Below are 21,989 nucleotides of genomic sequence, written 5' to 3' on the forward strand. Positions count from 1 at the left end.
ATTCATGAATAAGAACTTTGCAGGAAATGTCACATTATAAGACCACACTCGCGAATGAAGCTGCCACCCAGGCCCTGGGTAAATGCCTGGCGCATGCACTGACACCGGGCATGAGCATTTTTTTGCATGGCGACCTGGGGGCCGGCAAGACAGCCTTAACGCGTGCCATGATCCATGCTGCGGGGCACGCCGGCAATGTCAAAAGCCCGACTTATACCCTGGCCGAACCATATCAGGTTACGCTGAAGGGGCAAACTGTCACCATCATGCATTTTGACCTGTATCGCATGATCAGTGCAGATGAATTTGCTGAGGCTGGCTTCCGTGACGAGTTTAACGACAGCAATATTTGTGTGGTGGAATGGCCAGAAAAAGCCGATGGTGTGCTGCCAGAACCTGATTTGAATATATTTTTGCGCGTCGCCGGTGACGGTCGTGAGGTAGAATTGCACGCGTTGTCTGCCAAAGGTGTCGCATGTCTCGCATTACTCAAGTTTGCCCCGAATCTGTAAGCGCCGTTAATACGGCAAGCACTACCGTGCATTCCCAACAACGCCGTGTCCTGCTCAAGGCTGGCGGTACCCTGCTGCTATCCGTGTTTGCGCCCGCTGCCAATGCGGCACAAATACTGGCCGTGCGCGTCTGGCCGGCAGAAGACTATACCCGCGTCACGCTCGAAAACGACAGTGAACTGAAAACCAGCCATTTTGTGTTGAAAGACCCATATCGCCTGTTTGTCGATATCGAAGGTCTGGAACTCAATGCCAAACTGAAAGAACTGGTTGCCAAGATCAAGTCGAACGACCCTTACATCAAACAGGTGCGGGTGGGCCAGAACAAGCCAAATGTCGTGCGCCTGGTGTTTGACCTGAAAGAAGAAGTCAACCCGCAGGTATTTACCCTGCAACCCGTGGGCAATTACAAACACCGCCTGGTATTTGATCTCTACCCTGCCAACCCGCCCGACCCTATCGCTGCGATGATAGAAAAGGGTGAATGGAACAAGGATGGTATTCCGGCACCAGGTGCGCCCAATGCAGTAGCGGCGATTCCGAACAAGCCTGAAGCTGGCAAGCCGGATGAAAAGCTCGCCGCCAAGCCAGAAACCCAACAGCAAACCGCACCAGAAAAACCGGTAGAAAAAGTTACCGAAAAACCTGCTGAAAAGCCGGTGCAGCTAACCCGCATGATCACCATCGCCATTGACCCAGGCCATGGCGGCGAAGACCCCGGTGCCATTGGCCGTGGTGGCAGCCGTGAAAAAGACGTGGTTCTGTCGATAGCCAAGCGACTCAAAGCTAAAATTGAACAGCATCCGAATATGCGTGTCATGCTGACGCGTGATTCGGATTATTTTGTGCCCTTGAATGTCAGGGTACAGAAAGCCCGTGCCGTGCAGGCTGATTTGTTCATGTCGGTACATGCCGATGCCTTTGTCAATTCCAGCGCACGCGGATCATCGGTGTTTGTGCTGTCAGAAAAAGGGGCCAGCTCCACAGCTGCACGCTGGCTGGCAGACAAGGAAAACGCTGCCGATCTGATCGGCGGCGTCAACATCAAAACCCATGACAGACAGTTGGCCAGTGTCTTGCTCGACCTGTCCACCACGGCACAGATCAATGACAGCCTTAAGCTTGGCAAAGTTGTGCTGAATGAAATCGGTGGTATCAACAAATTGCACAAGGGTTCAGTAGAACAGGCTGGCTTTGCGGTGCTGAAAGCACCGGACATCCCCAGCATCCTGATAGAAACTGCCTTTATCTCGAACCCGGAAGAAGAAGCCAAACTGACCGATGAAGACTATCAGAATCAGTTGGCCGATGCCGTCATGAAGGGTATTAAGAAATATTTCGCCAAGAACCCGCCACTGGCAAAAAACCGCATGACCTGAAGTAATGGTGCCTGGGTCATAGACAGCAAAGACGCTGCACCTTGCGTAGCGCATTCGCCAGCGCTTCCATAGAGATAGAACCCAATGCCAAGCGCAAAGCCTGGGGCGCACTGGTACCGGCAGCAAATGCATCTGCCGTACTCACCATGACGCCCTGCTGTGCCAGAGCAGCAGCACACTGGTCTGCCCGCATGCCATCTGCCAGCGTCAACCACAAATAATACGATGATGGGTGCGCCCTGATATGGCAACCCTGCAAGATACTGCGTGCCAGCCGCTGGCGCTGTCTGGCATCCTTGCGTTTTTGCGCCTCCAGCTTGTCAACAACACCGTCTTCTATCCACTGGCAGGCCAGGCTGACCATCAGTGATGGTGTATTGCCGGACGATACCCGTATCGCCGTTTCCAATGCCGGTATCAAGGCTGGTGGTGCCACCACCATGCCTATGCGCAAACCAGACGCCACGCTTTTTGATAAACCAGACACATATACAGTCTGTGTCGGCGCATAGGTGAACACTGGTCTGGGCGCGGGTTCTGCCAGGAAAGCATAGGCAGCATCTTCAATAATCAGAAACCGATACCGCGCTGCCAGTTGCGCCAGCTTCTTGCGTTCAGCATCCGACATGACCGACCCCATGGGGTTGTGCATGCTGGGCATTACATAGACCGCACGCACCGGTCGCCGCTTGCATAGCGCTGCCAGTGCCGTCAGATCAAGTTTATCGTCATGCAAGGGTAATGCTTCGACATCCAGCCTGGCCTGTTGCGCCAGTATTTTCATGCCCGGAAAGGTCACCGCGTCCATCACCAGAATATCGCCCGGCATCAGCAAACCCAGCACGCTGACTGCCAGCCCCTGTTGTGCGCCGTTGACGATCAAAACCTGTTCCGCCGGTACACGCAGGCCGCGATTGCGCAAATGCCTGGCCATAGTATGTCTTTCATGCAGGCGACCGCCTTGCGGTGCCGAATGCAGCAAGGCATCCAGGTCACCTGAACTGGCCATTCTACGCAAGCCTTCTCGTAACAATTCGTCCTGTCCCGGCAGGGTTGGGTAATTGAAAACCAGATCAATGCTCCCGGCCTGCAGGGTTTGTTGTTCCAGCCCCAGACCGCGCGGCAGTGTGGTATCGCGTACAAATGTACCCCGCCCCATTTCACTGGCGACCAGACCACGCGCTTCCAGTTCAGCATAGACACGCGATGCCGTCGCCAGGGCAATGCCCTGTTGCTGCATCAGTTTTCGCAGTGTGGGTAACTGTGTACCGGGGCGCAGACTGCCATTGCCTATGCGCAGGGCAAAATCATCGACGATGGATTTATAACGCGCCAGAGCCATGGAAAGTATCTAGAACAATTTTTTTACTGTATCAGATCACAAGACTACACTGCGTTTTTATTTCTGGCAATCACGGCCAGTCTTATTTCCAGGATGCGCCAATGATCAGCCTCAGCACGTTTGCAACATTTAGTCTTGCGGTTTTATTTTTACTGTGTTCACCTGGCCCCAACATGGCCTTTGTCATGACTTGCGGCGTGCAATATGGTGTGCGTGGTGGCGTTGCTGCTGCGCTGGGCATAGGGGCTGCCGACATCGTACTGACAGTGCTCACTGCCAGCGGCATTACTGCCGTCATCACAGCCTGGCCGCCATCGTTTGATCTGTTGCGTTATGCCGGGGCGCTGTATTTATTGTGGCTGGCCTACAAGGCCTTGCGTCGTCCTGCGATGGTGATGCAGGCCAGTGTGGCCACATTTTCCTTGCGAACGGTATTTGTACAATCCAGTCTGAACAGCCTGTTCAATCCCAAGGCCTGGCTATTCTTCATGGTATTTTTGCCGCAATTTGTGGATGCACAAAACGGCATGGTGGTGCAACAACTGCTGTTGCTGGGATTGGTACTGACGCTGATCAGCAGCCTGTTTCATGCCGTGCTGGGCAGCTTTGGCCATGCCGTGCGCGGTGTGCTGACAAGACACGCCTATGCAGCAAAGCTGCAAGCCTGGCTGCTGGCGGCAGTGCTGGTATCGTTGGCGGTTCGCTTGATGCTGATGACGCGCTAATGCCCACCCACTATCGGCTGTCGGGGTGGAATTGGCGAGTCTGAATTGTCGGTATGTTATGATTTGTTGGCAATCAATCCACTCCCCACTTCCAACAACTGGCAGGCCAAGGCGCTGCCACAGCAACAGGACACCAGCATGGCAATTAAAAGTATCTTGAATGTGACCGCAGCAGCAGGCGTCAAACTGTCAACGCGCATCATTGGTTATACAGCCTTTGGCATCGTCTTCAATTTGTTCTTGCTGATTTTCTTTTCCAGCGCTGCTGGCAGAAATAGCAGCGGCGTGCCATGGTTCCTGTTATTGGTGATGGCGTTGCTGTCACCGGTGGTGTATTTCATCATGGGTAAAAAACAGGGTACGGCCACTGCCCTGCATTTTATTGTAGACGAACATAGTGACGACCTGAGCCGTTTTGTCGTCGGCAAACTGGCCGATACCTATCCACAATTGCTTGATACTGCCCACGCCAAGAGTGGTGCCATCCAAGAAAAGCTGAGTGCCGTGATTACCAGCATCAGCCAGCAATCAAGTATCAACAAGGCGATCTTCGACAAGCTGCTGGAAAAGTTTGACTTCATTTCCATCGTCACCCGCGTGATGGAAAAAACGTCTACAGAAGGTGCAACCACGCAGGACGAAAAAGTGGAACGCATCGCCAGTGCGTTAAAGTCAGAAATTAATGTAGGCACCCTGAAACCAGACATGCGCCAGACCCAGATACTGGTGGCAGGCAATGCCGGTGTGGCGCTGGTGTGTGCGTGGGTACTGCCGATAATTTTCAGGTAAGTACAAAAAAATGCCAGTAATCTGTATTCAGATTTGATCTTCAAGCTGGGCGCCGCTGGCAGCGATGGCGTCCGAATCGCAGGCTGTGCCTGCTGCTATCCAGCGTCTTACGCGGCGGGCGAACCAGGCTTGCCAGCTTGTTGGCAGCCAGGACAAATACGTTGCTGGCTGTACCAACATGCCACAGCGGTATTGCTGTACATCGGCATGCCATTCCAGTGCACGGCAACTGCCGCGTAACTGCCATAAAAATACCCTGGCCACCGGGCAGGGTACTGCCGCACAACACACACCACAACCATTGCAGGGCTGGCCCAGGGCGGGCTTCATCGGGGCACTGGTTTGCAACCATATGATGGTGGAACCCATTGCATCATGCCCCTTGTGAAGTGAAGTCGACTAGTTGCTGTTAGCTGGTTTTGCGTGCGCTCTGAAACAATTTCCACAATGCGCCCAACACCACAGGCACCACGGCAGCACCGACACCGATCAGCACGATGGCGTTCAGGTGGTCGCGGATAAATGGGATGTTACCGAAAAAATAGCCAGCCAGCACCACGCTGAATACCCACAGCAAGGCACCCAGCACGTTATATAGCTGGAAGGTTTTATGCGTCATGTCCGAAATACCTGCCACAAAGGGCGCGAAAGTACGTACTAGCGGAATGAAGCGCGCCAGCACCACGGTTTTGCCGCCGTGCTTTTCATAGAATTCATGGGTCTTCATCAGCGCCTTGCGATCTATCCAGCGATAGTCTTTTTCTAGCACCTTGTGACCGATCATGCTGCCTATCCAGTAATTGACAGAATTGCCGGCAATCGACGCGATCACCAGCAGGGTGATCAGCAGCCAAACATTCATTGAACCCGTCGCACTGAAGGTGCCTGCAATAAACAGCAGTGAATCCCCTGGCAGAAAAGGAAAAACAACAAATGCCGTTTCGCAAAACACGATGGCAAACAACACAAAATAAACAAGGGTGCCATATTGCTGAATGACGGTGCCCAGCATTTTATCGACATGCAGAATCATGTCGAGGAGTTGCATAAAATCCATTATTTTCCCAGGGTCGATACGAAGCCGCCGCAATCATACACCAGACCGCAATGTCTGAGACGCCCTGACAGGTATAATCATGCCATGAATGCGAACGCCCCTACTTATCGGCCTATACAGGCCCTGCCCGACAACCTCATTTCCCAGATCGCCGCAGGCGAAGTCGTGGAAAGGCCGTCTGCCGTTGTCAAAGAGGTATTAGAAAACGCTCTTGATGCCGGTGCCAGCACTATCGTCATCCGTCTTGAAGAAGGCGGCGTCAAGCGCATTGCCATTACCGACAATGGCCGTGGCATACCGCCAGACCAGTTGACGCTGGCCGTGGCGCGCCATGCCACCTCCAAAATCGCCAGCCTGGATGAGCTCGAACATGTGGCCACCCTGGGCTTTCGCGGTGAAGCTCTGGCCTCCATCGCCTCCGTATCACTATTGACGCTGACCACCCGCACTGCCGACGCCCCGCATGCCTGGCAGATAGAAAACGGCAAGGTCTCGCCTGCATCTGGCGCGCAAGGCACGACTGTGGATGTGCAAGACCTGTATTACAACACCCCGGCCAGGCGCAAGTTTTTAAAGTCGGAACAGACAGAGTTTGGACACTGCGCAGAAATCGTGCGCCGCATTGCCCTGGCAAGACCCGATGTCTCGTTTTCATTAAGCCATAACGGCAAAGCCGTCGACCACTGGAATGTCAGCGCCATCGACAAACGCAGCGCACAGATATTGGGGGATGCCTTTAGCAATGCCCGCCTGTCGCTTGATGAAAGCGCTGGCCCTTTGCGCCTGCATGGCTTTGTTGGCTTGCCAACTGCATCCAAGGCACGTGCCGATGCCCAATTCTTTTACGTCAATGGCCGCTTTGTACGCGACAAGCTGCTGACCCATGCCGTGCGCGCTGCCTATCAGGATGTATTGCATGGCGACCGTTATCCATCCTATGTACTGGGGCTGGATCTGGACCCGGCGCTGGTGGATGTGAACGTGCATCCATCCAAGATAGAAGTACGCTTCCGCGATAGCCGGTCTGTGCATCAGTTTGTGTTTCATGCGGTTAGCCGTGCACTGGCGCAGACATCTGCCACATCATTTGGCACCGTGCCGGGGCCAGCCACGGCTGTGCCTTCAGGCCAGGGCACGCCCTGGATCAGCGGCGAACAAACCACTTTTGCAGCGCAATTTGCCAATCCATCGCCCTATGCCGGTGGTGGTGGTGGCGCAGGTGGCATTAGTGGCGGAGGTGTAAACCATGGCAGCGGCTACGGCAATGCATACCAAAATCCCTACCGCCCTCAGCCAAATGGTAACGTCACACAAAGTATGGAAAGCTATGGCGCTTTCTTTCGTCCCAATGCAAATGGCACAGGCGTCAATGAGGCCGGGGCCAACTACGCAGGGACCAATTTCGCACCCGCCAATCAAGTTGCCAACAGCCTGCCGGATGACGACTATCCATTAGGCTTCGCCCTCGCCCAATTGCATGGCGTCTACGTGCTGGCACAAAACAGCAAGGGCCTGGTACTGGTCGACATGCATGCAGCGCATGAACGTATTTTGTACGAGCAGCTAAAAAATGCCCTTGATGAAAACAGCATGCCAGTACAGCCCATGCTGATACCCGTGACCTTCTTTGCGGATGCGATTGAAGTCGGTACCGTGGAAGAACATCAGGATACACTCAAGGCCCTCGGCTTTGACATGGCCGCCATCTCGCCCACCACCCTGGCGGTGCGCGCCGTGCCTGCCCTGTTGAAGAATGCCGATGCACAATCACTGGCCAGAGATGTATTGCGTGAAGTGCGCGAATTTGGTGGTTCACGCGTCTTGATAGACAGGCGCAATGAATTGTTGGGCACCCTGGCCTGCCATACCGCCGTGCGCGCCAACCGCAGCCTGACCGTGCCTGAAATGAATGCCCTGCTGCGTCAGATGGAACAGACAGAACGTTCAGACCAGTGCAACCATGGCCGGCCAACCTGGGTACAACTAGGCTTGAATGATCTGGACAAGATGTTCTTGCGTGGCCAGTAACAAGCATGGCCCCGTGATTCCATGACCAACACCCTGCCACACCATGACTGAACCAGCCCAGGCCATACCCGGCTTTCAGGCAGCGCCGCTATTTTTTCTGATAGCAGTCTTCCTGATGCTGCAACCGCTGTCCACTGACCTGTACCTGGCATCCCTGCCCAGCCTGGCCACGGTGTTTGCCGTGCCGGCTTCCACCGTGCAACTGACGCTGTCATTGTTTGTGGCTGGCTTTGGTGGCGCGCAACTGGTGATAGGCCCGCTGTCTGACAGGTATGGCCGTCGCCCTGTGGTCATCGCTGGCCTGAGCCTGTATTTGCTGGCCAGCCTGCTGTGTGGTGCATCACAAAGCATAGGCATGCTGATCTTTGCGCGCTTTTTGCAGGCACTGGGCTGCTGCTCTGCCGTCATCATCGCCCGGGCCATCGTGCGCGATGCCTATGCGCCGCAAGACAGTGTCAGGGTTATCTCCAAGGCCAGCAGTTGGGTATCTGCCGCGCCCTTGCTGGGGCCAATACTGGGCTCATTTTTGCAGGTGCACCTGGGCTGGCGCGCCGCCTTTGCGGTGCATGCAATGCTGGCAGCCGCACTGCTGATCATGGTCATTGCACGCCTGCCAGAAACCAATTTGTACAAAGACCCCAAGGCCACTGAACTGTCTGGCCTGGCCCGCAATTACCGCATCGTACTGGGCTCGCCGCTGTTTTGGGCCTATGCCTTGCCGGGGGCTTTGTCGTATGGGTCCATCTTTGCGTTTATCTCTGGCGCATCGTTTGTATTGATCAAGGTACTGGCCCTGCCCACCGGCTGGTTTGGTTACTGTTTTGCTTTTGGCGTTTCAGGTTACTTAAGTGGCACCGTGGTGTGCCGTCGCCTGCATGCACGCTTCGGCACCAAGCTCACCTTGCGCATAGGCAGCAGCCTGTCTTTAGCTGCGGGTGCAATTTTCCTGGCGATGGTGCTGGCAGGCATGCAGCACTGGGCCATGATACCGCCCGTCATGTTCATGACCATGGGTGCGCATGGTATCAACTTCCCTATTTCGCAATCCAATTCTGTCTCGCCTTTTCCGCAACAGGCTGGCACTGCTGCGGGGCTGATGGGCGCGCTATACATGCTGGTGGCCTTTATCGTTGGCACTATTGTCGGTGGCACGCATAATGGCACGGTCTACCCATTAGCCATCATCGCCTTTAGCATGGGCAGCCTGATCTTTATCGCGGCACGCGTCTTACCCGCCATGATCCCGGCAGAACACACCGTATGAATACCCACACCACTATCCTGACGAATAAAGTCATCGCCATCATGGGGCCTACCGCCTCAGGCAAAACCGCCGCTGCGCTGGAAATTGCGCGCCACTATCCGGCAGAAATCATCTCTGTTGATTCTGCCCTGGTGTACCGCGACATGAACATAGGCACAGCCAAGCCCATCGCCGAAGAACTGGCCGCCGTACCACACCACCTGATCGACATCATCGACCCGGCAGAATCGTACTCCGTCGCCCAGTTTCGCAAAGACACGCAAAGACTGGTCAGCGACATACAGGCCAGAGGCAAGCTGCCCCTGCTGGTGGGCGGCACCATGATGTATTTCAAAGCCCTGATGGATGGCCTGGACGACCTGCCCGGTGCCGACCCCGCCATACGTGCAGAACTGGATGCAGAAGCCGCCCGCATAGGCATAAGCGGCCTGCACGCCAGACTGGCAACGCTGGACCCGGAAACCGCAGCAAGGCTAAAGCCACAAGACAGCCAGCGCATACAACGCGCGCTGGAAATCATCGCCATCACCGGCCAGCCCATGTCCGCCCTGCTGGCCAAACAAGAACGCGCCGCCCCACCGTTCGACATGCACTCCATCTCACTGGAACCATCCGACCGCAGCGTGCTGCACCAACGCATCGCCCTGCGTTTTGACACCATGCTCAAGCAAGGTTTTATTGATGAAGTAAAAGCCCTCAAACAAAGGCCAGACCTGCACGCCAACCTGCCATCCATACGCTGCGTAGGCTACCGCCAGGCCTGGGATTATCTGGATGGGCAAACCACCCTGGCAGAAATGCGCGAGCTAGGCATCATCGCCACCCGCCAACTGGCCAAACGCCAGGTCACCTGGCTAAGATCCATGCCAAACCGAATCATCATCGACTGCCTGGCAGCCGACGCCCAGGCGCAGATCATGGACAGCGTACGGCAGGCGTTGACACCATAAGCTAGCACCACATCTTCGCCATACAGACACTAAACCCCAAAAAAACCGCTACTTAATAGCCACTAAAAAAGCCACTAAAAAGTCACCAACGCAGCCCAAAGCCAGGCAACAAGCCCCACCCAACGCCTGGCAGAAACCCGACAAAACTGCAAAAACCATTGCTTTTTATGCCAAAACAGGGGCGATTTCCAGCAAAATACAGCCCAAAGTATTGACACCCCAAGCCCAAGCTGACATAATCGCAGGCTTCTTGGTGATATAGCTCAGTTGGTTAGAGCACAGCACTCATAATGCTGGGGTCGGTGGTTCAAGTCCACCTATCACCACCAGATATATGTCCAAAGAAGTTCTTTGGAATACAAGAACCCGCTTCCTGCCCAGTGCTGAAGCGGGTTTTTTGTTGTCTGCACGCTTTTATGCCCTTTGGCTTTACTCACAGTAAAAGTTATTTTGCACCTTTATTCAAGATTGCCAAAGAAATAAGTTGCTTTGTATTAAAATCACACTTACTAAAAAATAAAATTCTTACTTAATTTAGACACAAAAAAATCATGGCGAAAAAAGAAGTTAAACAAAAGAGCATTGAAGAAACGCTATGGGAATCAGCTAACAAGCTGCGAGGCAGTGTGGAGCCCGCTGAATATAAGCATGTGGTTCTTGGTCTTATATTTCTGAAATTCGCCAGTGATAAGTTTGAAGAACACCGCAAATCTCTGATCGCGAAAAAGCAGGAAAAATATATTGAGATAGCTGAGTTCTATAATCAGGCCAACGTTTTCTTTTTAGATGAAGAGAGTCGTTGGAGCTACATCATCAAGAATGCCAAGCAAAACGATATTGCGTTGAAAATTGATACCGCCTTGCATCACATAGAGAAGAATAACAAAGCCCTAAAAGGTGCGTTACCAGATAATTACTTTTCGCGTCTAGGTTTGGATATCACCAAGCTTGCGTCGCTGCTCGACACCATCAACGATATTGATACTCTTAAAGACAAAGCACAGGATATCGTAGGCCGAGTATATGAATATTTCCTTTCCAAATTTGCGTTAGCCGAGGGCAAAGGCAAAGGCGAGTTTTATACGCCTAAGAGCATCGTCAACCTCATCGCCGAAATGATCGAGCCGTACAAGGGCATCATCTATGATCCCGCTTGCGGTTCAGGCGGTATGTTTGTGCAATCGATGAAGTTTATCGAAAACCATCACGGCAATAAAAAAGAGGTCTCGATTTACGGGCAGGAGTACACCAACACTACTTACAAGCTCGCCAAGATGAACCTTGCCATTCGAGGCATTAGCGGCAACTTGGGTGAGAAAGCCGCTGATACCTTTGCTGACGATCAGCACAAAGATCTCAAGGCCGATTACATCATGGCCAATCCGCCATTCAACCAAAAAGACTGGCGTGCAGAAAATGAATTGAAAGACGATCCGCGCTGGCGTGGCTACGAAGTGCCACCCAAGAGCAATGCCAACTATGCATGGATTCTCAACATGGTTAGCAAACTTTCTGACAATGGCGTGGCGGGATTTATCCTTGCGAATGGTGCGCTCAGTGGTGGTGGCGAAGAATACAAAATCCGCAGAAAACTGATAGAGAATAATTTAGTGGAAGCAATTTTGGTGCTGCCACGAAATTTGTTCTACACCACTGACATCAGCGTTACGCTTTGGATTTTGAATAAAAACAAAAAAGCCCAAACCAAGAATATAGGCGATGAGCAACGCAAATACCGTAATCGTGAAAGCGAAATATTGTTTATGGATTTGCGTCAAATGGGGGAACCATTTGAAAAGAAATTTACACAGTTTTCCGACGAAAACATTCGACAAATCGCAAGTACATATCATCAATGGCAAAGTGCAACGATAGAAAACATTCCCGAGTTCTGTTACGCAGCTCAACTTGATGAAGTCATCAAAAAAGATTTCTCTCTCGTCCCAAGCAAATACATTGCTTTTATCAACCGAGATGAAAATATCGACTTTGATGAAAAAATGCGAGGCTTACAGAAAGAATTCGCAGAAATGCTTAAAGCCGAAATGAATTCAAAAATTGACTTGCTGAGTGTATTTAAAGAGTTAGGCTATGAGATCAAACTATAAGCCTTTAGGTAATTACATTCGCGAAGTGGATATTCGCGACGCTGAAGAATCAGTCACATTGCTGTTGGGCGTCAGCATTCAAAAGAAATTTATTCCTTCCATTGCCAATACTATTGGCACGGATATGTCCACCTACAAAATCATCAAAAAAAATCAATTTGCTTATGGACCAGTCACCTCGCGAAACGGTGACAAAATTTCCGTGGCCTTGCTCGAGGAAGTTGAGCAGGCGATTATTTCGCAGGCTTATTCTTCTTTCGAAATAATCGATACTAACGAACTCCTACCAGAGTATTTAATGATGTGGTTTCGAAGGCCTGAGTTTGATCGGTATGCCAGATTCATGAGTCATGGTAGCGCACGTGAACTATTTGATTGGGAGTCGATGCGTAACACTCTCTTGCCAGTGCCATCCATCACTAAACAAAAAGAAATCGTCAAAGAATACAAAAACATCCAAAATCGCATCATCCTAAATCAGCAACTAATACAAAAGCTGGAAGAAACTGCGCAGGCAATTTACAAGCAATGGTTTGTGGATTTTGAATTTCCTGATGTAAACGGAAAACCATATAAGAGCAATGGCGGGGAGATGGTCTTTGACAAAGACTTAGAAATGGAAATTCCAGAGAGATGGAAAAATGTGAGTATTAAAGACTTTTCTCTAAAAATTAGATCTGGCGGAACACCAAGCCGAGACGAAATAAGCTACTGGGGTAGCAAAGATATACCTTGGCTAAAAACAGGTGAAATCGCGAATAAAGTTCTAGTCAGTTCAGAGGAATACATATCTACTTTGGGAATGCAAAATAGCTCAGCCAAACTTCTTCCCATTAACACGGTGTTAGTCGCTATGTATGGAGAAGGAAAAACCAAAGGACAAAGCGGTTATCTCAGATTTGAAGCAACGGTTAATCAGGCGTGCTGCGCAATCAGCTGCGAGGACGAAAATCTTTCGGGTCTTCTCTACTATTTTTTAAGGGTGAATCAAGAAAGAATCGCAAGTTTGGCCAATGGAGGAGCGCAACCAAACTTAAGCAAAGAACTAATTGAAAATATTCGAATACTGAAGCCAACTAGCGATGTTCTAAAAAAGCATCCCTTCGTTCAAGTTATCAATCATTGTGAACATATAGAAAAAGAGAACATAAAACTGAATGAATTGAAAAACATCCTTCTCTCCAAAATCGCCGCCATAGAAAACTAAGTCTATGAACAACAGCGACATCCTTCTCTATCAGAATAAAGACGGCAAGATCAAGATTGAAGGGCTGCTTGAGCGCGGTATCAAACAACTGGGACCATCCCGCACATGAAATTTACCGAAGAAAAATTAGAGAAGGCTTTTATTGCCTTGCTGGAAAATGAAAAATTTCCACATCAATTGGGCAATGGCATCAGCCGAGCCTTGGATGAGGTGTTGATTGAGGAAGATTTGCTCAATTACTTATTAAGCAAGTATGCTGATCAACAACTCACCGTGACGGAAGCCAAATCGATTATTCTGCAACTGAGAAATTTGCCTGCCAGTGATTTGTATGAGAGTAATAAAACGATTCTGCGTTGGTTGAGCGACGGCTTTATTTTGAAACGTGAAGATCGCAATCAAAAAGACATCCACATTGAGCTTATTGATTACAGTGGCTTAGAGGCTCAGCTTGCTGCCCCGGATTTAGACACTGTGCATGTTGCGCAAGATTTGACAGAATACCAAGCCGATTGCAACGTCTATAAATTCGTTAATCAACTAGAAATTCTTGGATCAGAAAAACGCATTCCAGATGGTATTATTTACATTAATGGTCTGCCGCTGGTGGTATTCGAATTCAAAAGTGCAATACGTGAAGAAGCAACACTTTTCGACGCCTTTACCCAATTGACAGTACGGTATCGCAGAGACATTCCTGAACTATTTAAATACAATGCTTTTTGTGTGATTAGCGATGGTGTTAATAACAAAGCAGGTTCTTTTTTTGCGCCTTACGAATTTTTTTATGCATGGCGTCGCGTAGCAGGCTTGGCTAAAGATGTCGATGGTATCGGCAGCATGTATACCTTGGTGCAAGGCATGCTCAATCAGAACCGTTTACGCGATATTATCCGAAACTTTATTTACATTCCCGACTCTTCTAAAAAGAACGAAAAGATCGTTTGCCGCTATCCGCAATACTATGCTGCCAAGCGCCTGTTCGACCATGTCAAGCTAGCTCAAAAGCCAGAAGGTGATGGCAAAGGTGGCACATATTTCGGTGCGACCGGTTGCGGTAAGAGTTTTACGATGCTTTATCTCGCGCGGCTTCTGATGAAGAGTGAGCATTTTGCTAGTCCTACAATCGTGATGATTACTGATCGCACTGATTTGGATGATCAATTGGCGGGGGAGTTCACTAACGCCAAGAAGTTTATTGGAGACAGTACGATTGTTAGTGTCGAGAGCCGCGCCAAATTACGTGAATTGATTCAGGGGCGCCAAAGCGGTGGCGTGTTTTTGACGACTATCCATAAATTCACCGAAGATGCGCAATTACTTACTGACAGAAATAATGTAATTTGTATTTCAGATGAGGCGCACCGTAGTCAGATTAACTTAGACCAAAAAATAAAAATCACTGAAAAAGGCGTGACTAAAACATTTGGCTTCGCAAAGTACCTGCATGATTCTTTGCCGAACGCGACTTTCGTTGGATTTACTGGAACACCTATCGATGCCACATTAGATGTGTTCGGCAAAGTTGTCGATGCCTATACCATGACTGAATCGGTCAAAGATGAGATCACAGTCAGAATTGTGTACGAGGGCCGAGCCGCTAAAATCGCGTTGAATAATACTGAATTAGAGAAGATCGAGGCGTATTACCAAGAAGCCGCGGATGCTGGTGCGAATCAATATCAAATTGAGCAAAGTAAAGATGAATCGGCGAAGATGAATGCCATCTTGGGTGATCCAAAACGACTGCAAGCTGTTGCAGAAGACTTTGTAGCGCATTATGAAAATAGGATAGCAGAAGGTGCGACCGTAAAGGGCAAGGCAATGTTTGTTTGTAGTAGCCGTGAAATTGCCTACGACCTCTATAAGAGAATAATTAAATTACGCCCTGAATGGAACGAAATCAAAGTTGCTGCGGACGATGTAGAATTAACTGAAGAAGAGAAACAAAAAATAAAGCCAATGGAGCGGATCAAGATGATCATGACCAGAGGTAAAGATGACGATGAAATTCTCTATAAACTGTTGGGGACTTCCGATCACCGCAAGACGCTAGACGCCGAGTTTAAAAACGAAAATTCCAACTTCAAAATCGCTATTGTTGTTGATATGTGGTTGACTGGCTTCGATGTGCCGTTCTTGGACAGCATTTATATCGATAAGCCAATTAAACAGCATAATCTCATTCAGACAATTTCACGGGTAAACCGTAAATTTGAAGGCAAAAACAAAGGACTAGTTGTCGATTATATTGGCATCAAAAAACAAATGAATTTGGCTCTGGCCATATACGGTAAAGGAGACAAAGATAATTTTGAGGATATTGCTGAGTCCTTAATCATCGTCAGAAATCACCTGGATCTTTTAGAGAAGCTGTTCCACAAGTTTGACAGTAGCAAATATTTCAGTGGCACTGAACTTCAGCAATTAAATACTTTGAATTTAGCAGCGGAGTTTGCGCAACAGACCAAAGATATTGAGACCCGATTTATGGGCTTGGTGAAGCGTTTGAAGGCAGCCTATGATATCTGCGCAGGCAGTGAGAAATTAACTCAGCTAGAACGTGATACTACCCACTTCTATCTTGCAGTGCGATCAATTGTGTTCAAACTGACTAAGGGCAATGCGCCTGATACGGCGCAGATGAATGTCAAAGTGAGAGAAATGATAAAAGATGCCTTGCAAAGTGACGGTGTGCAAGAAATCTTTAAACTGGGCGATGACAACGAAACTGAACAAGACTTATTTGACGAAGATTACTTGGCGAAGATCGATAAGATCAAATTGCCAAATACGAAGATCAAGTTGCTTCAACAATTGCTTGCAAAAGTTATTGGGGAAATGAAAAAGGTCAATAAGGTTAAAGGCACTGACTTTTCAAAAAAAATGCAGGCTCTCGTCGAGAAATATAACGAACGCGATGAAAGTGATATTTTACGTAGTGAAGTTTATGAAGAAATGGCCGAACAACTTACCAAGTTGATCTTGGAAGTGCACAAGGAATTTGCCGCGGGTGATAGCTTAGGTATTAATTTTGAAGAAAAGGCGTTTTACGACATTCTCAAAGAACTCTGCGCGAAGTATGACTTCAAATACCCCGAAAACCGTTTAATTGAACTAGCGAAAGCAGTTAAAGATTTAGTTGATGGACAAGCTAAGTTCCCCGATTGGAACAAGAGAGATGACATCAAATCTGCTTTGAAGGTAGGCCTGATTCTTTTGCTTGATGAGTTTGGCTATCCACCGGTCGAGCGAGATGAAGTGTACGTTGAAATTTTTGAGCAAGCGGAAAATTTTAAGAAGAATCAGACTGTAAAATGAGCCGACCATGATTTACAGCAGTAAGGGGAACTTGGTCCATCTTAGAGATTCTTTGTGATTGAACATTGAGGACTTCGAAATGGTAATGTCTTTTTTTTGCGCTGAGGTGAACTTGAGAGGAGAGCAATGAGCTTGGGACTAGATATGTTGGGCAGAGCAACTCAACTTTGGGATTCGAAAAAATGGGAATTCCCAACTACAGATGAAAAAAATGCTTCATTTGAGTCATTTTGTGAAATGCTTAGACAGTTACCTGTTTCATCGCAAGAATTTGTTCTAAATCTAACGAGTTCATATTCCGTTTATTCATTTACAAACTATCAAAGCCTTCTCATAGATGCATTGTCGAAGCTCGATGATTCTCACGTGGATGGCATCGGCCACCTAATTTTCGCGCCCCTCATTAATCCATCCGATGACAAAAGAGGTGTGGCAAAAAGCGGGCACCTCTTACCCTATATTGCGAGGCATGTTGCAGCACCATTAAATCCGAAATTAAACGATTTGAAGATAACTCAGCTTGTAAGCCTTGATATGATAAGCAACTGTATCGAAGGTAAGGAAAATATTTTGGTAATACTCTTAGATGATTTTATCGGTTCAGGTGACACAGCGAAAAATTCAGCTTGGAAAGTTATGGACTTTCTACGCAAAAATGATAAGTTACTTGTGGTTTCGTTAGTTGCTATGCGACATGCGATTCAATATCTCGCAAAATATCGAATAGACGTGATATCTGCAGATGTGGTCACCAAAGGCATAGAGGAAAATTTGGACTTACACAATAAAGCAGAGTCCTACGCGATAGTTGATAGTATTGCTGCTGATCTTGATGTAGGCCCTGATTATGTTCGTGGATACAAGGAATCAGAGGCTCTAGTAACTATGATTCGGACTCCGGACAATACTTTCCCAATGTATTGGTGCACAAAAAAAAAGGTTGGTAAATTAGACTGGCCAGCACCATTTCCTAGAAAATAATATGAGCAAACATACCAATATGTTGTTGAAACTAATTCAAGAGGGGGCAGACTCCAGTTTTCTCTTGCGTCAAGGCCTTACGTTTTCGCAAATTTCAATTTTGTTTGGTGAAATCCTTCGAGATGGACTCATTCAAAAAGATCAGAATAGTTTTCAATTGACTGATAAGGGTTTGGCAATTCTTTCAGGTTCCTCAAATAAGTACGGAGGAAACGGAAAATGGGTGTTCCCAGACGAAAGTTATGTCATTCCCCAAGTTCCAGTCGATAGGATATACTTACCAAAACTTAAAGATTCAAAGTTTTTGGGACCCTGACACTAGACTAAGTGGTGAAAACCACGGGAGCGGCGATTCGACGCTCTAGGACGAACTTACTTTCAAGCCAGTTGAGATCTGCCCCGCGCCGTCGGGAGACAGCTAGGCCAGATCTCAATGCCTTGCGGCAACTTAACAGAGCGAAAAGCACGCTCTGTTAAGTATGAAATACGCGAAACTGGTGGTGTCAGGGTCACTTTTTATGAATGGGCGTATGGACTGGAACTTATATAAGTCAGAATTTGAACGTTACGCTGAGAGTAACGGTTACGATAGTTCTTATACTGAACGATGTTTGAAGTATGCACATCGCTTGCACGAACAGAATCTACCAATAATATATTCGCTTGAACACCTTGCATCACTTGTTGGTTTGGATGAATCATATTTAAGATTTGTTTCCTACGATCCTAACAAATTTTATCGTTCTTTTAGCGTAAAAAAAAACTCTGGCGGTGAACGTCAAATTGATGAGCCGCTACCAAATCTAAAGCTGGTCCAACGTTGGATTCTTGAAAACATTCTTTACCGATTAGAGCCAAGCCCTTTTGCAAAAGCATTTGTACCTGGTCGATCAATCAAGGATAATGCAAAGTTTCATCGCAATAAGCCGATGGTTTTGACTTTAGATATAAAAGATTTTTTCCCATCTATTTCAAGTGCACGTATCAACTCATTTTTTAAGGGCGCGGGTTACAGCCCGAAAGTTTGTTATTTCCTTACGAGACTCTGTACACTCAACGGAAGTTTGCCTCAAGGTGCTCCAACTAGTGCGGCACTTTCAAATTTGGTGTTTCTAGCACTAGACCGCCAGATAGCTACATATTGTATAAACAAAGACGTTAGATATACACGATACGCTGATGATTTAACATTTTCTGGTCAGTTCGTAGTAAGCGAAATTATCAATTTCACACGATCAGCATTATCGACTCTGGGTTTTAGATTAAATGACAATAAAACTAGATTAATGCGGAGCCACGAAAGGCAACAAGTTACTGGCATAGTTGTTAATAGAAAACTACAGATTCCACGAGAAGTTCGCAGAAGCTTAAGACAGGCCGTCTATTTCATTGAGCGCTTTGGCTTAGATAATCATGTCGCCAGATTAAATGAATGTCGCGCGAACTACTTGCTTCATTTGTTGGGAGAGGCGACATTTATACGCTTCATAAATCCTAACGATAGAGATGCAGAGAAAGCAATTTCTGTTTTACATGAAATTAGGAATAGCCAATTGTCGTTTGTTTAAAGTTGAAATTATTGTGTCAAACTTGTGCCATAGAAAATCTAGTTCGTGACTCACTACACTTGACTGTGAGTTACATTGCAAATGAAGTTTGGCAAGCGTTGTAATTCATTGACTAATATAGATTAGTAACACCCTATTTCTGACTCACAATGCTGGGGTCGGTAGTACAAGTCCAACATGTCCTGCTTCAGGCGAGACAATGAAAAAAGAGGGCTGCTAATCCCCCTCCCCCGCCGCTTTCCCCGTATGACTAAAAAACTGCACACCTATCTGTTCCGACAAAGTTTCGCTGGCCTGGATCAGGCGTTGCAGCAAGTCGGCCAGGTAGAGGCTGCCGCCGACCAGGTCTGCTTCTGGTGTCAGCGCCTGTAATTCATCGGCCAGTGCTGCCAGTTGTTCGGTGCCGGCCGGGCCGCGACCGGGTGCCATTTGTTGCAAGGTCTTGAGGATGCCATCGACCTGGAAGACGATGGAGCGGGTATTGCTTTCATCCAGCAGTAGCAGATCAAGTAAAGGCAACCATTCTGGCCGGGCCTGGTAGCGCGCGCGGTAGGTGATGATGCTGTCTGACAGCAGCAACATCCACTCCAGGTCGCCACCATCCATGGCCAGTCCGCGCCGTAATATCTGGCACTGGAATTGTAGTCGTTCCAGCCGCCGCCCTAGCGACAGGAAGCGCCAGCCCAGATCGCGGCTCATGCCATCCATTGCATAGCCGGACATCAGCATGGCGGCTTCGGTGGCGTCGTCCAGGCGGCGCATTGCTTCGGCCTGGGATGGTTGTTCTTCGACGGGGCTGTCTTGCCGCATCTTGCTGATTGCACGCCAGTTATCGAGCGAAATGCGTTCGCGCAACTGGCTGGCGCAGCGGTACAGTTGCTGCTGTTGCTGCACCAGCCCCGGCACATCCGGTGACACCACGGCACGCAGCAGCGCGGATTCGATTTGGGCGTCGGTCAGCATGGCGGCTGGCTGCACCGGTTCAGCGGTGACGTCAGTTGGTTCGGGCGGTGCGATCAGCCAGTACCATTGGCACAGGCCGGTCATGGCTGCCCATTCGGCACCGCGATCATCTGGCCGGACGTGGAAAAGAAAGTTAAGTGTGACGCGCAGCAACCTGGCAATATTGTCGCAACGTTCGGTGTTGCGGCCAAACCAGTGCAGGTTTTCTGCCACCCTGCTTGACAGGTGGGTGTCATCGCGCACTGGCTCGCGCCGCTCGGCATTACTGCGTTCCTGATGTGGCAGGTCTTGCTGGGCCCTGGCCTGGACCCAGGTATCCTTGCTGCCGCCGCCTTGCTGCATGGTGATGACACGTGCATCTGGCCCGGTGGCCACGCGGGTCAACCCGCCCGGCATGACGACATAGCCCTTGGGCGTAGCGCAGGCGTATACACGCAGGCCAGTGGCGCAGGGGTACAAGCCGGCGCGGGGGGCTTCTTTCCAGACTGGTGCCTGTGACAGGCGCACCAGTTCTTGTGCGACATAATTGCCAGGGTTGGCGCGCAGTTGCCCAATCAGCGCGGCACGGGCCTCACCGCGCTGGTCTGCGCCAAACACCGGGCCTTGACGCAGTTGTGGAAACGCCGGTTTGATCACAAGGCTGTCGAGGCGGCTGACTACGGTATTGAGCGCGGCTGCCTCGCCACACCACCAGGTCGCCACTGACGGCATCTTGAGCGGTTCGCTTAACAAGCGCTGGCACAGCGACGGCAAGAAGCCCAGCAAGGCACCTGATTCCAGCAAGCTAGACCCCAGACTGTTGGTCACAAGCACGGTGCCGCGCCGTACGGCGTCGGTGAGGCCAGCCACGCCTAGCGCAGAGTCAGCGCGCAGCTCCAGCGGATCGCAAAAATCATCATCCACCCGGCGCACGATGACGTGTACGCGCTGCATGCCGGACAGGGTCTTGAGCCAGACCATGCCGTTGCGCACTGTCAGGTCACCGCCTTCGACCAGCGGCAGGCCCAGATAGCGTGCCAGATAGGTATGTTCGTAATAGGTTTCGTTATGCGGACCCGGGGTCAGCAGCACCATCAATGGCGGCTCACCCGCACGCAGCCCGGCACCGGCGCTGCGTCTGCCCCAGTGCGCCAGGCTGTCGCGCATGGTGTCAAAAAAACCTTCCAGCTTGCGCACCTTGAGATCACGCAGCATGTCTGGGAAAATGCGGCCAATGACGGCGCGGTTTTCCAGCGCATAGCCAGCACCGGAAGGTGCCTGGGTGCGGTCACCCACGACCCACCAGCGGCCATCAGGCGCACGCGCCAGATCCAGTGCATAGAAATGCAAGGCGATGTCGCCCTGATGGCGTATGCCCTGGCAGGGACGCAGAAAGCCCGCGTGGCCATGTACCAGCGCGGGTGGCAGCAGGCCCTCGGCCAGCAAGCGCTGCTCGCCGTAGACATCTAGCAGGATGCGATTGAGCAAGGTGGCGCGCTGTACCACTGCGGCTTCTATCTGTGCCCATTCTTCATACGGCAAGATCAGCGGCAGCACGTTCAGGTCCCATGGCCGCTGCATGCCTTTGGCATCGGCGTAGACGTTGTAGGTGACACCGTTCTCACGTACCTGGCGCTGCACAACTTCAATGCGCTGACGCATCATGCCTGGCGGTTCGCCAGCTAGACTGTCGAGCATGGCGCGCCAGTGGCCGCGCGGGCGCATGCTCGCTTCCATCATTTCATCGTAGCTGCCGGGTGTGCCCGGATAACCCGCCAGTAGTGTGTAGTCCATGCGTCTCCTGTTATGCGTTTAT

General features: G+C 49.9%; 17 protein-coding genes and 1 tRNA gene. 14 read left to right on the top strand and 4 right to left on the bottom strand.

Going from position 1 to position 21,989, the window contains the following annotated elements:
- Nucleotides 1-26: 26 nt before the first annotated feature.
- Nucleotides 27-512 carry a tRNA (adenosine(37)-N6)-threonylcarbamoyltransferase complex ATPase subunit type 1 TsaE gene (tsaE, locus tag ACO0LK_RS24830; RefSeq protein WP_186950868.1) on the top strand — a complete coding sequence of 162 codons (486 nt, stop codon included), beginning with the start codon at nucleotides 27-29 and terminating at the stop codon, nucleotides 510-512.
- Nucleotides 476-1,891, top strand: a complete 1,416-nt coding sequence (locus ACO0LK_RS24835) for an N-acetylmuramoyl-L-alanine amidase (protein WP_422979889.1) — start codon at nucleotides 476-478, stop codon at nucleotides 1,889-1,891. The genes tsaE and ACO0LK_RS24835 overlap by 37 nt, the downstream gene beginning before the upstream one ends.
- Before the next feature lie 16 nt (nucleotides 1,892-1,907).
- Here the strand turns inward: ACO0LK_RS24835 and ACO0LK_RS24840 are convergent, their stop codons facing one another.
- On the bottom strand, nucleotides 1,908-3,233 hold the full coding sequence (locus ACO0LK_RS24840; RefSeq protein WP_422979891.1) for a PLP-dependent aminotransferase family protein: 1,326 nt from the start codon (nucleotides 3,231-3,233) through the stop codon (nucleotides 1,908-1,910).
- Nucleotides 3,234-3,334: 101 nt separating this feature from the next.
- Here ACO0LK_RS24840 and ACO0LK_RS24845 point away from each other — a divergent pair, with 101 nt between their 5' ends.
- Both ACO0LK_RS24845 and ACO0LK_RS24850 read left to right on the top strand, forming a co-directional pair.
- Nucleotides 3,335-3,958, top strand: coding sequence for a LysE family translocator (locus tag ACO0LK_RS24845; protein ID WP_422979893.1), 624 nt, complete (start codon nucleotides 3,335-3,337; stop codon nucleotides 3,956-3,958).
- Between the two features lie 138 nt (nucleotides 3,959-4,096).
- Nucleotides 4,097-4,747, top strand: coding sequence for a hypothetical protein (locus ACO0LK_RS24850; RefSeq protein WP_422979895.1), 651 nt, complete (start codon nucleotides 4,097-4,099; stop codon nucleotides 4,745-4,747).
- Between the two features lie 27 nt (nucleotides 4,748-4,774).
- On the opposite strand, the gene ACO0LK_RS24855 is transcribed toward ACO0LK_RS24850, so the two are convergent.
- Entirely contained in the window at nucleotides 4,775-5,116 is a 342-nt protein-coding gene (locus tag ACO0LK_RS24855; RefSeq protein ID WP_422979897.1) for a hypothetical protein, read from the bottom strand.
- 40 nt (nucleotides 5,117-5,156) lie between these two features.
- On the bottom strand, nucleotides 5,157-5,804 hold the full coding sequence (locus ACO0LK_RS24860; RefSeq protein ID WP_422979899.1) for a VTT domain-containing protein: 648 nt from the start codon (nucleotides 5,802-5,804) through the stop codon (nucleotides 5,157-5,159).
- Between the two features lie 84 nt (nucleotides 5,805-5,888).
- On the opposite strand from ACO0LK_RS24860, the gene mutL reads away from it, so the two are divergent.
- The 10 genes from mutL (at nucleotide 5,889) to ACO0LK_RS24910 (ending at nucleotide 19,231) form a co-directional block, all read left to right on the top strand.
- The gene (mutL, locus tag ACO0LK_RS24865) at nucleotides 5,889-7,832 is read left to right on the top strand and encodes a DNA mismatch repair endonuclease MutL (protein ID WP_422979901.1); all 1,944 of its coding nucleotides are present in this window, start codon (nucleotides 5,889-5,891) and stop codon (nucleotides 7,830-7,832) included.
- 43 nt (nucleotides 7,833-7,875) lie between these two features.
- Nucleotides 7,876-9,096 (top strand): multidrug effflux MFS transporter, encoded by a 1,221-nt coding sequence (locus tag ACO0LK_RS24870; protein WP_422979903.1) that lies wholly within the window; start codon nucleotides 7,876-7,878, stop codon nucleotides 9,094-9,096.
- Nucleotides 9,093-10,046 carry a tRNA (adenosine(37)-N6)-dimethylallyltransferase MiaA gene (gene miaA, locus ACO0LK_RS24875; RefSeq protein WP_422979905.1) on the top strand — a complete coding sequence of 318 codons (954 nt, stop codon included), beginning with the start codon at nucleotides 9,093-9,095 and terminating at the stop codon, nucleotides 10,044-10,046. Before ACO0LK_RS24870 ends, miaA begins: the two co-directional genes overlap by 4 nt.
- 252 nt (nucleotides 10,047-10,298) lie before the next feature.
- Nucleotides 10,299-10,375, top strand: a tRNA-Met gene (locus ACO0LK_RS24880).
- Nucleotides 10,376-10,597: 222 nt separating this feature from the next.
- Entirely contained in the window at nucleotides 10,598-12,154 is a 1,557-nt protein-coding gene (locus ACO0LK_RS24885) for an N-6 DNA methylase (protein WP_422979907.1), read from the top strand.
- Nucleotides 12,138-13,361 carry a restriction endonuclease subunit S gene (locus ACO0LK_RS24890; protein ID WP_422979909.1) on the top strand — a complete coding sequence of 408 codons (1,224 nt, stop codon included), beginning with the start codon at nucleotides 12,138-12,140 and terminating at the stop codon, nucleotides 13,359-13,361. Before ACO0LK_RS24885 ends, ACO0LK_RS24890 begins: the two co-directional genes overlap by 17 nt.
- A 105-nt stretch (nucleotides 13,362-13,466) precedes the next feature.
- Nucleotides 13,467-16,682, top strand: a complete 3,216-nt coding sequence (locus ACO0LK_RS24895) for a type I restriction endonuclease subunit R (protein WP_422979911.1) — start codon at nucleotides 13,467-13,469, stop codon at nucleotides 16,680-16,682.
- Nucleotides 16,683-16,808: 126 nt separating this feature from the next.
- Nucleotides 16,809-17,663, top strand: a complete 855-nt coding sequence (locus ACO0LK_RS24900) for a phosphoribosyltransferase-like protein (protein ID WP_422979913.1) — start codon at nucleotides 16,809-16,811, stop codon at nucleotides 17,661-17,663.
- 1 nt (nucleotide 17,664) lies between these two features.
- Nucleotides 17,665-17,979 (top strand): hypothetical protein, encoded by a 315-nt coding sequence (locus ACO0LK_RS24905; protein WP_422979915.1) that lies wholly within the window; start codon nucleotides 17,665-17,667, stop codon nucleotides 17,977-17,979.
- A 214-nt stretch (nucleotides 17,980-18,193) separates the two neighbouring features.
- Nucleotides 18,194-19,231 carry a retron St85 family RNA-directed DNA polymerase gene (locus ACO0LK_RS24910; protein WP_422979917.1) on the top strand — a complete coding sequence of 346 codons (1,038 nt, stop codon included), beginning with the start codon at nucleotides 18,194-18,196 and terminating at the stop codon, nucleotides 19,229-19,231.
- A 216-nt stretch (nucleotides 19,232-19,447) separates the two neighbouring features.
- Here ACO0LK_RS24910 and ACO0LK_RS24915 read toward each other — a convergent pair whose 3' ends face one another.
- Entirely contained in the window at nucleotides 19,448-21,967 is a 2,520-nt protein-coding gene (locus ACO0LK_RS24915; RefSeq protein ID WP_422979919.1) for a circularly permuted type 2 ATP-grasp protein, read from the bottom strand.
- Nucleotides 21,968-21,989 lie beyond the last annotated feature (22 nt).

This window comes from Undibacterium sp. Ji49W, assembly GCF_049340205.1.
Taxonomy (GTDB): Bacteria; Pseudomonadota; Gammaproteobacteria; order Burkholderiales; family Burkholderiaceae_D; genus Undibacterium.

Excerpts from the sequence above, each read along its gene's own strand:
- ACO0LK_RS24840 (WP_422979891.1), bottom strand. The coding sequence starts at position 3,233 with ATGGCTCTGGCGCGTTATAAATCCATCGTCGATGATTTTGCCCTGCGC.
- ACO0LK_RS24915 (WP_422979919.1), bottom strand. The coding sequence starts at position 21,967 with ATGGACTACACACTACTGGCGGGTTATCCGGGCACACCCGGCAGCTAC.
- miaA (WP_422979905.1), top strand. The coding sequence starts at position 9,093 with ATGAATACCCACACCACTATCCTGACGAATAAAGTCATCGCCATCATG.
- ACO0LK_RS24850 (WP_422979895.1), top strand. The coding sequence starts at position 4,097 with ATGGCAATTAAAAGTATCTTGAATGTGACCGCAGCAGCAGGCGTCAAA.
- ACO0LK_RS24905 (WP_422979915.1), top strand. The coding sequence starts at position 17,665 with ATGAGCAAACATACCAATATGTTGTTGAAACTAATTCAAGAGGGGGCA.
- ACO0LK_RS24885 (WP_422979907.1), top strand. The coding sequence starts at position 10,598 with ATGGCGAAAAAAGAAGTTAAACAAAAGAGCATTGAAGAAACGCTATGG.
- ACO0LK_RS24890 (WP_422979909.1), top strand. The coding sequence starts at position 12,138 with ATGAGATCAAACTATAAGCCTTTAGGTAATTACATTCGCGAAGTGGAT.
- ACO0LK_RS24860 (WP_422979899.1), bottom strand. The coding sequence starts at position 5,804 with ATGGATTTTATGCAACTCCTCGACATGATTCTGCATGTCGATAAAATG.
- tsaE (WP_186950868.1), top strand. The coding sequence starts at position 27 with ATGTCACATTATAAGACCACACTCGCGAATGAAGCTGCCACCCAGGCC.
- ACO0LK_RS24900 (WP_422979913.1), top strand. The coding sequence starts at position 16,809 with ATGAGCTTGGGACTAGATATGTTGGGCAGAGCAACTCAACTTTGGGAT.
- ACO0LK_RS24845 (WP_422979893.1), top strand. The coding sequence starts at position 3,335 with ATGATCAGCCTCAGCACGTTTGCAACATTTAGTCTTGCGGTTTTATTT.
- ACO0LK_RS24835 (WP_422979889.1), top strand. The coding sequence starts at position 476 with ATGTCTCGCATTACTCAAGTTTGCCCCGAATCTGTAAGCGCCGTTAAT.
- ACO0LK_RS24855 (WP_422979897.1), bottom strand. The coding sequence starts at position 5,116 with ATGGGTTCCACCATCATATGGTTGCAAACCAGTGCCCCGATGAAGCCC.
- ACO0LK_RS24895 (WP_422979911.1), top strand. The coding sequence starts at position 13,467 with ATGAAATTTACCGAAGAAAAATTAGAGAAGGCTTTTATTGCCTTGCTG.
- ACO0LK_RS24870 (WP_422979903.1), top strand. The coding sequence starts at position 7,876 with ATGACTGAACCAGCCCAGGCCATACCCGGCTTTCAGGCAGCGCCGCTA.
- ACO0LK_RS24910 (WP_422979917.1), top strand. The coding sequence starts at position 18,194 with ATGGACTGGAACTTATATAAGTCAGAATTTGAACGTTACGCTGAGAGT.
- mutL (WP_422979901.1), top strand. The coding sequence starts at position 5,889 with ATGAATGCGAACGCCCCTACTTATCGGCCTATACAGGCCCTGCCCGAC.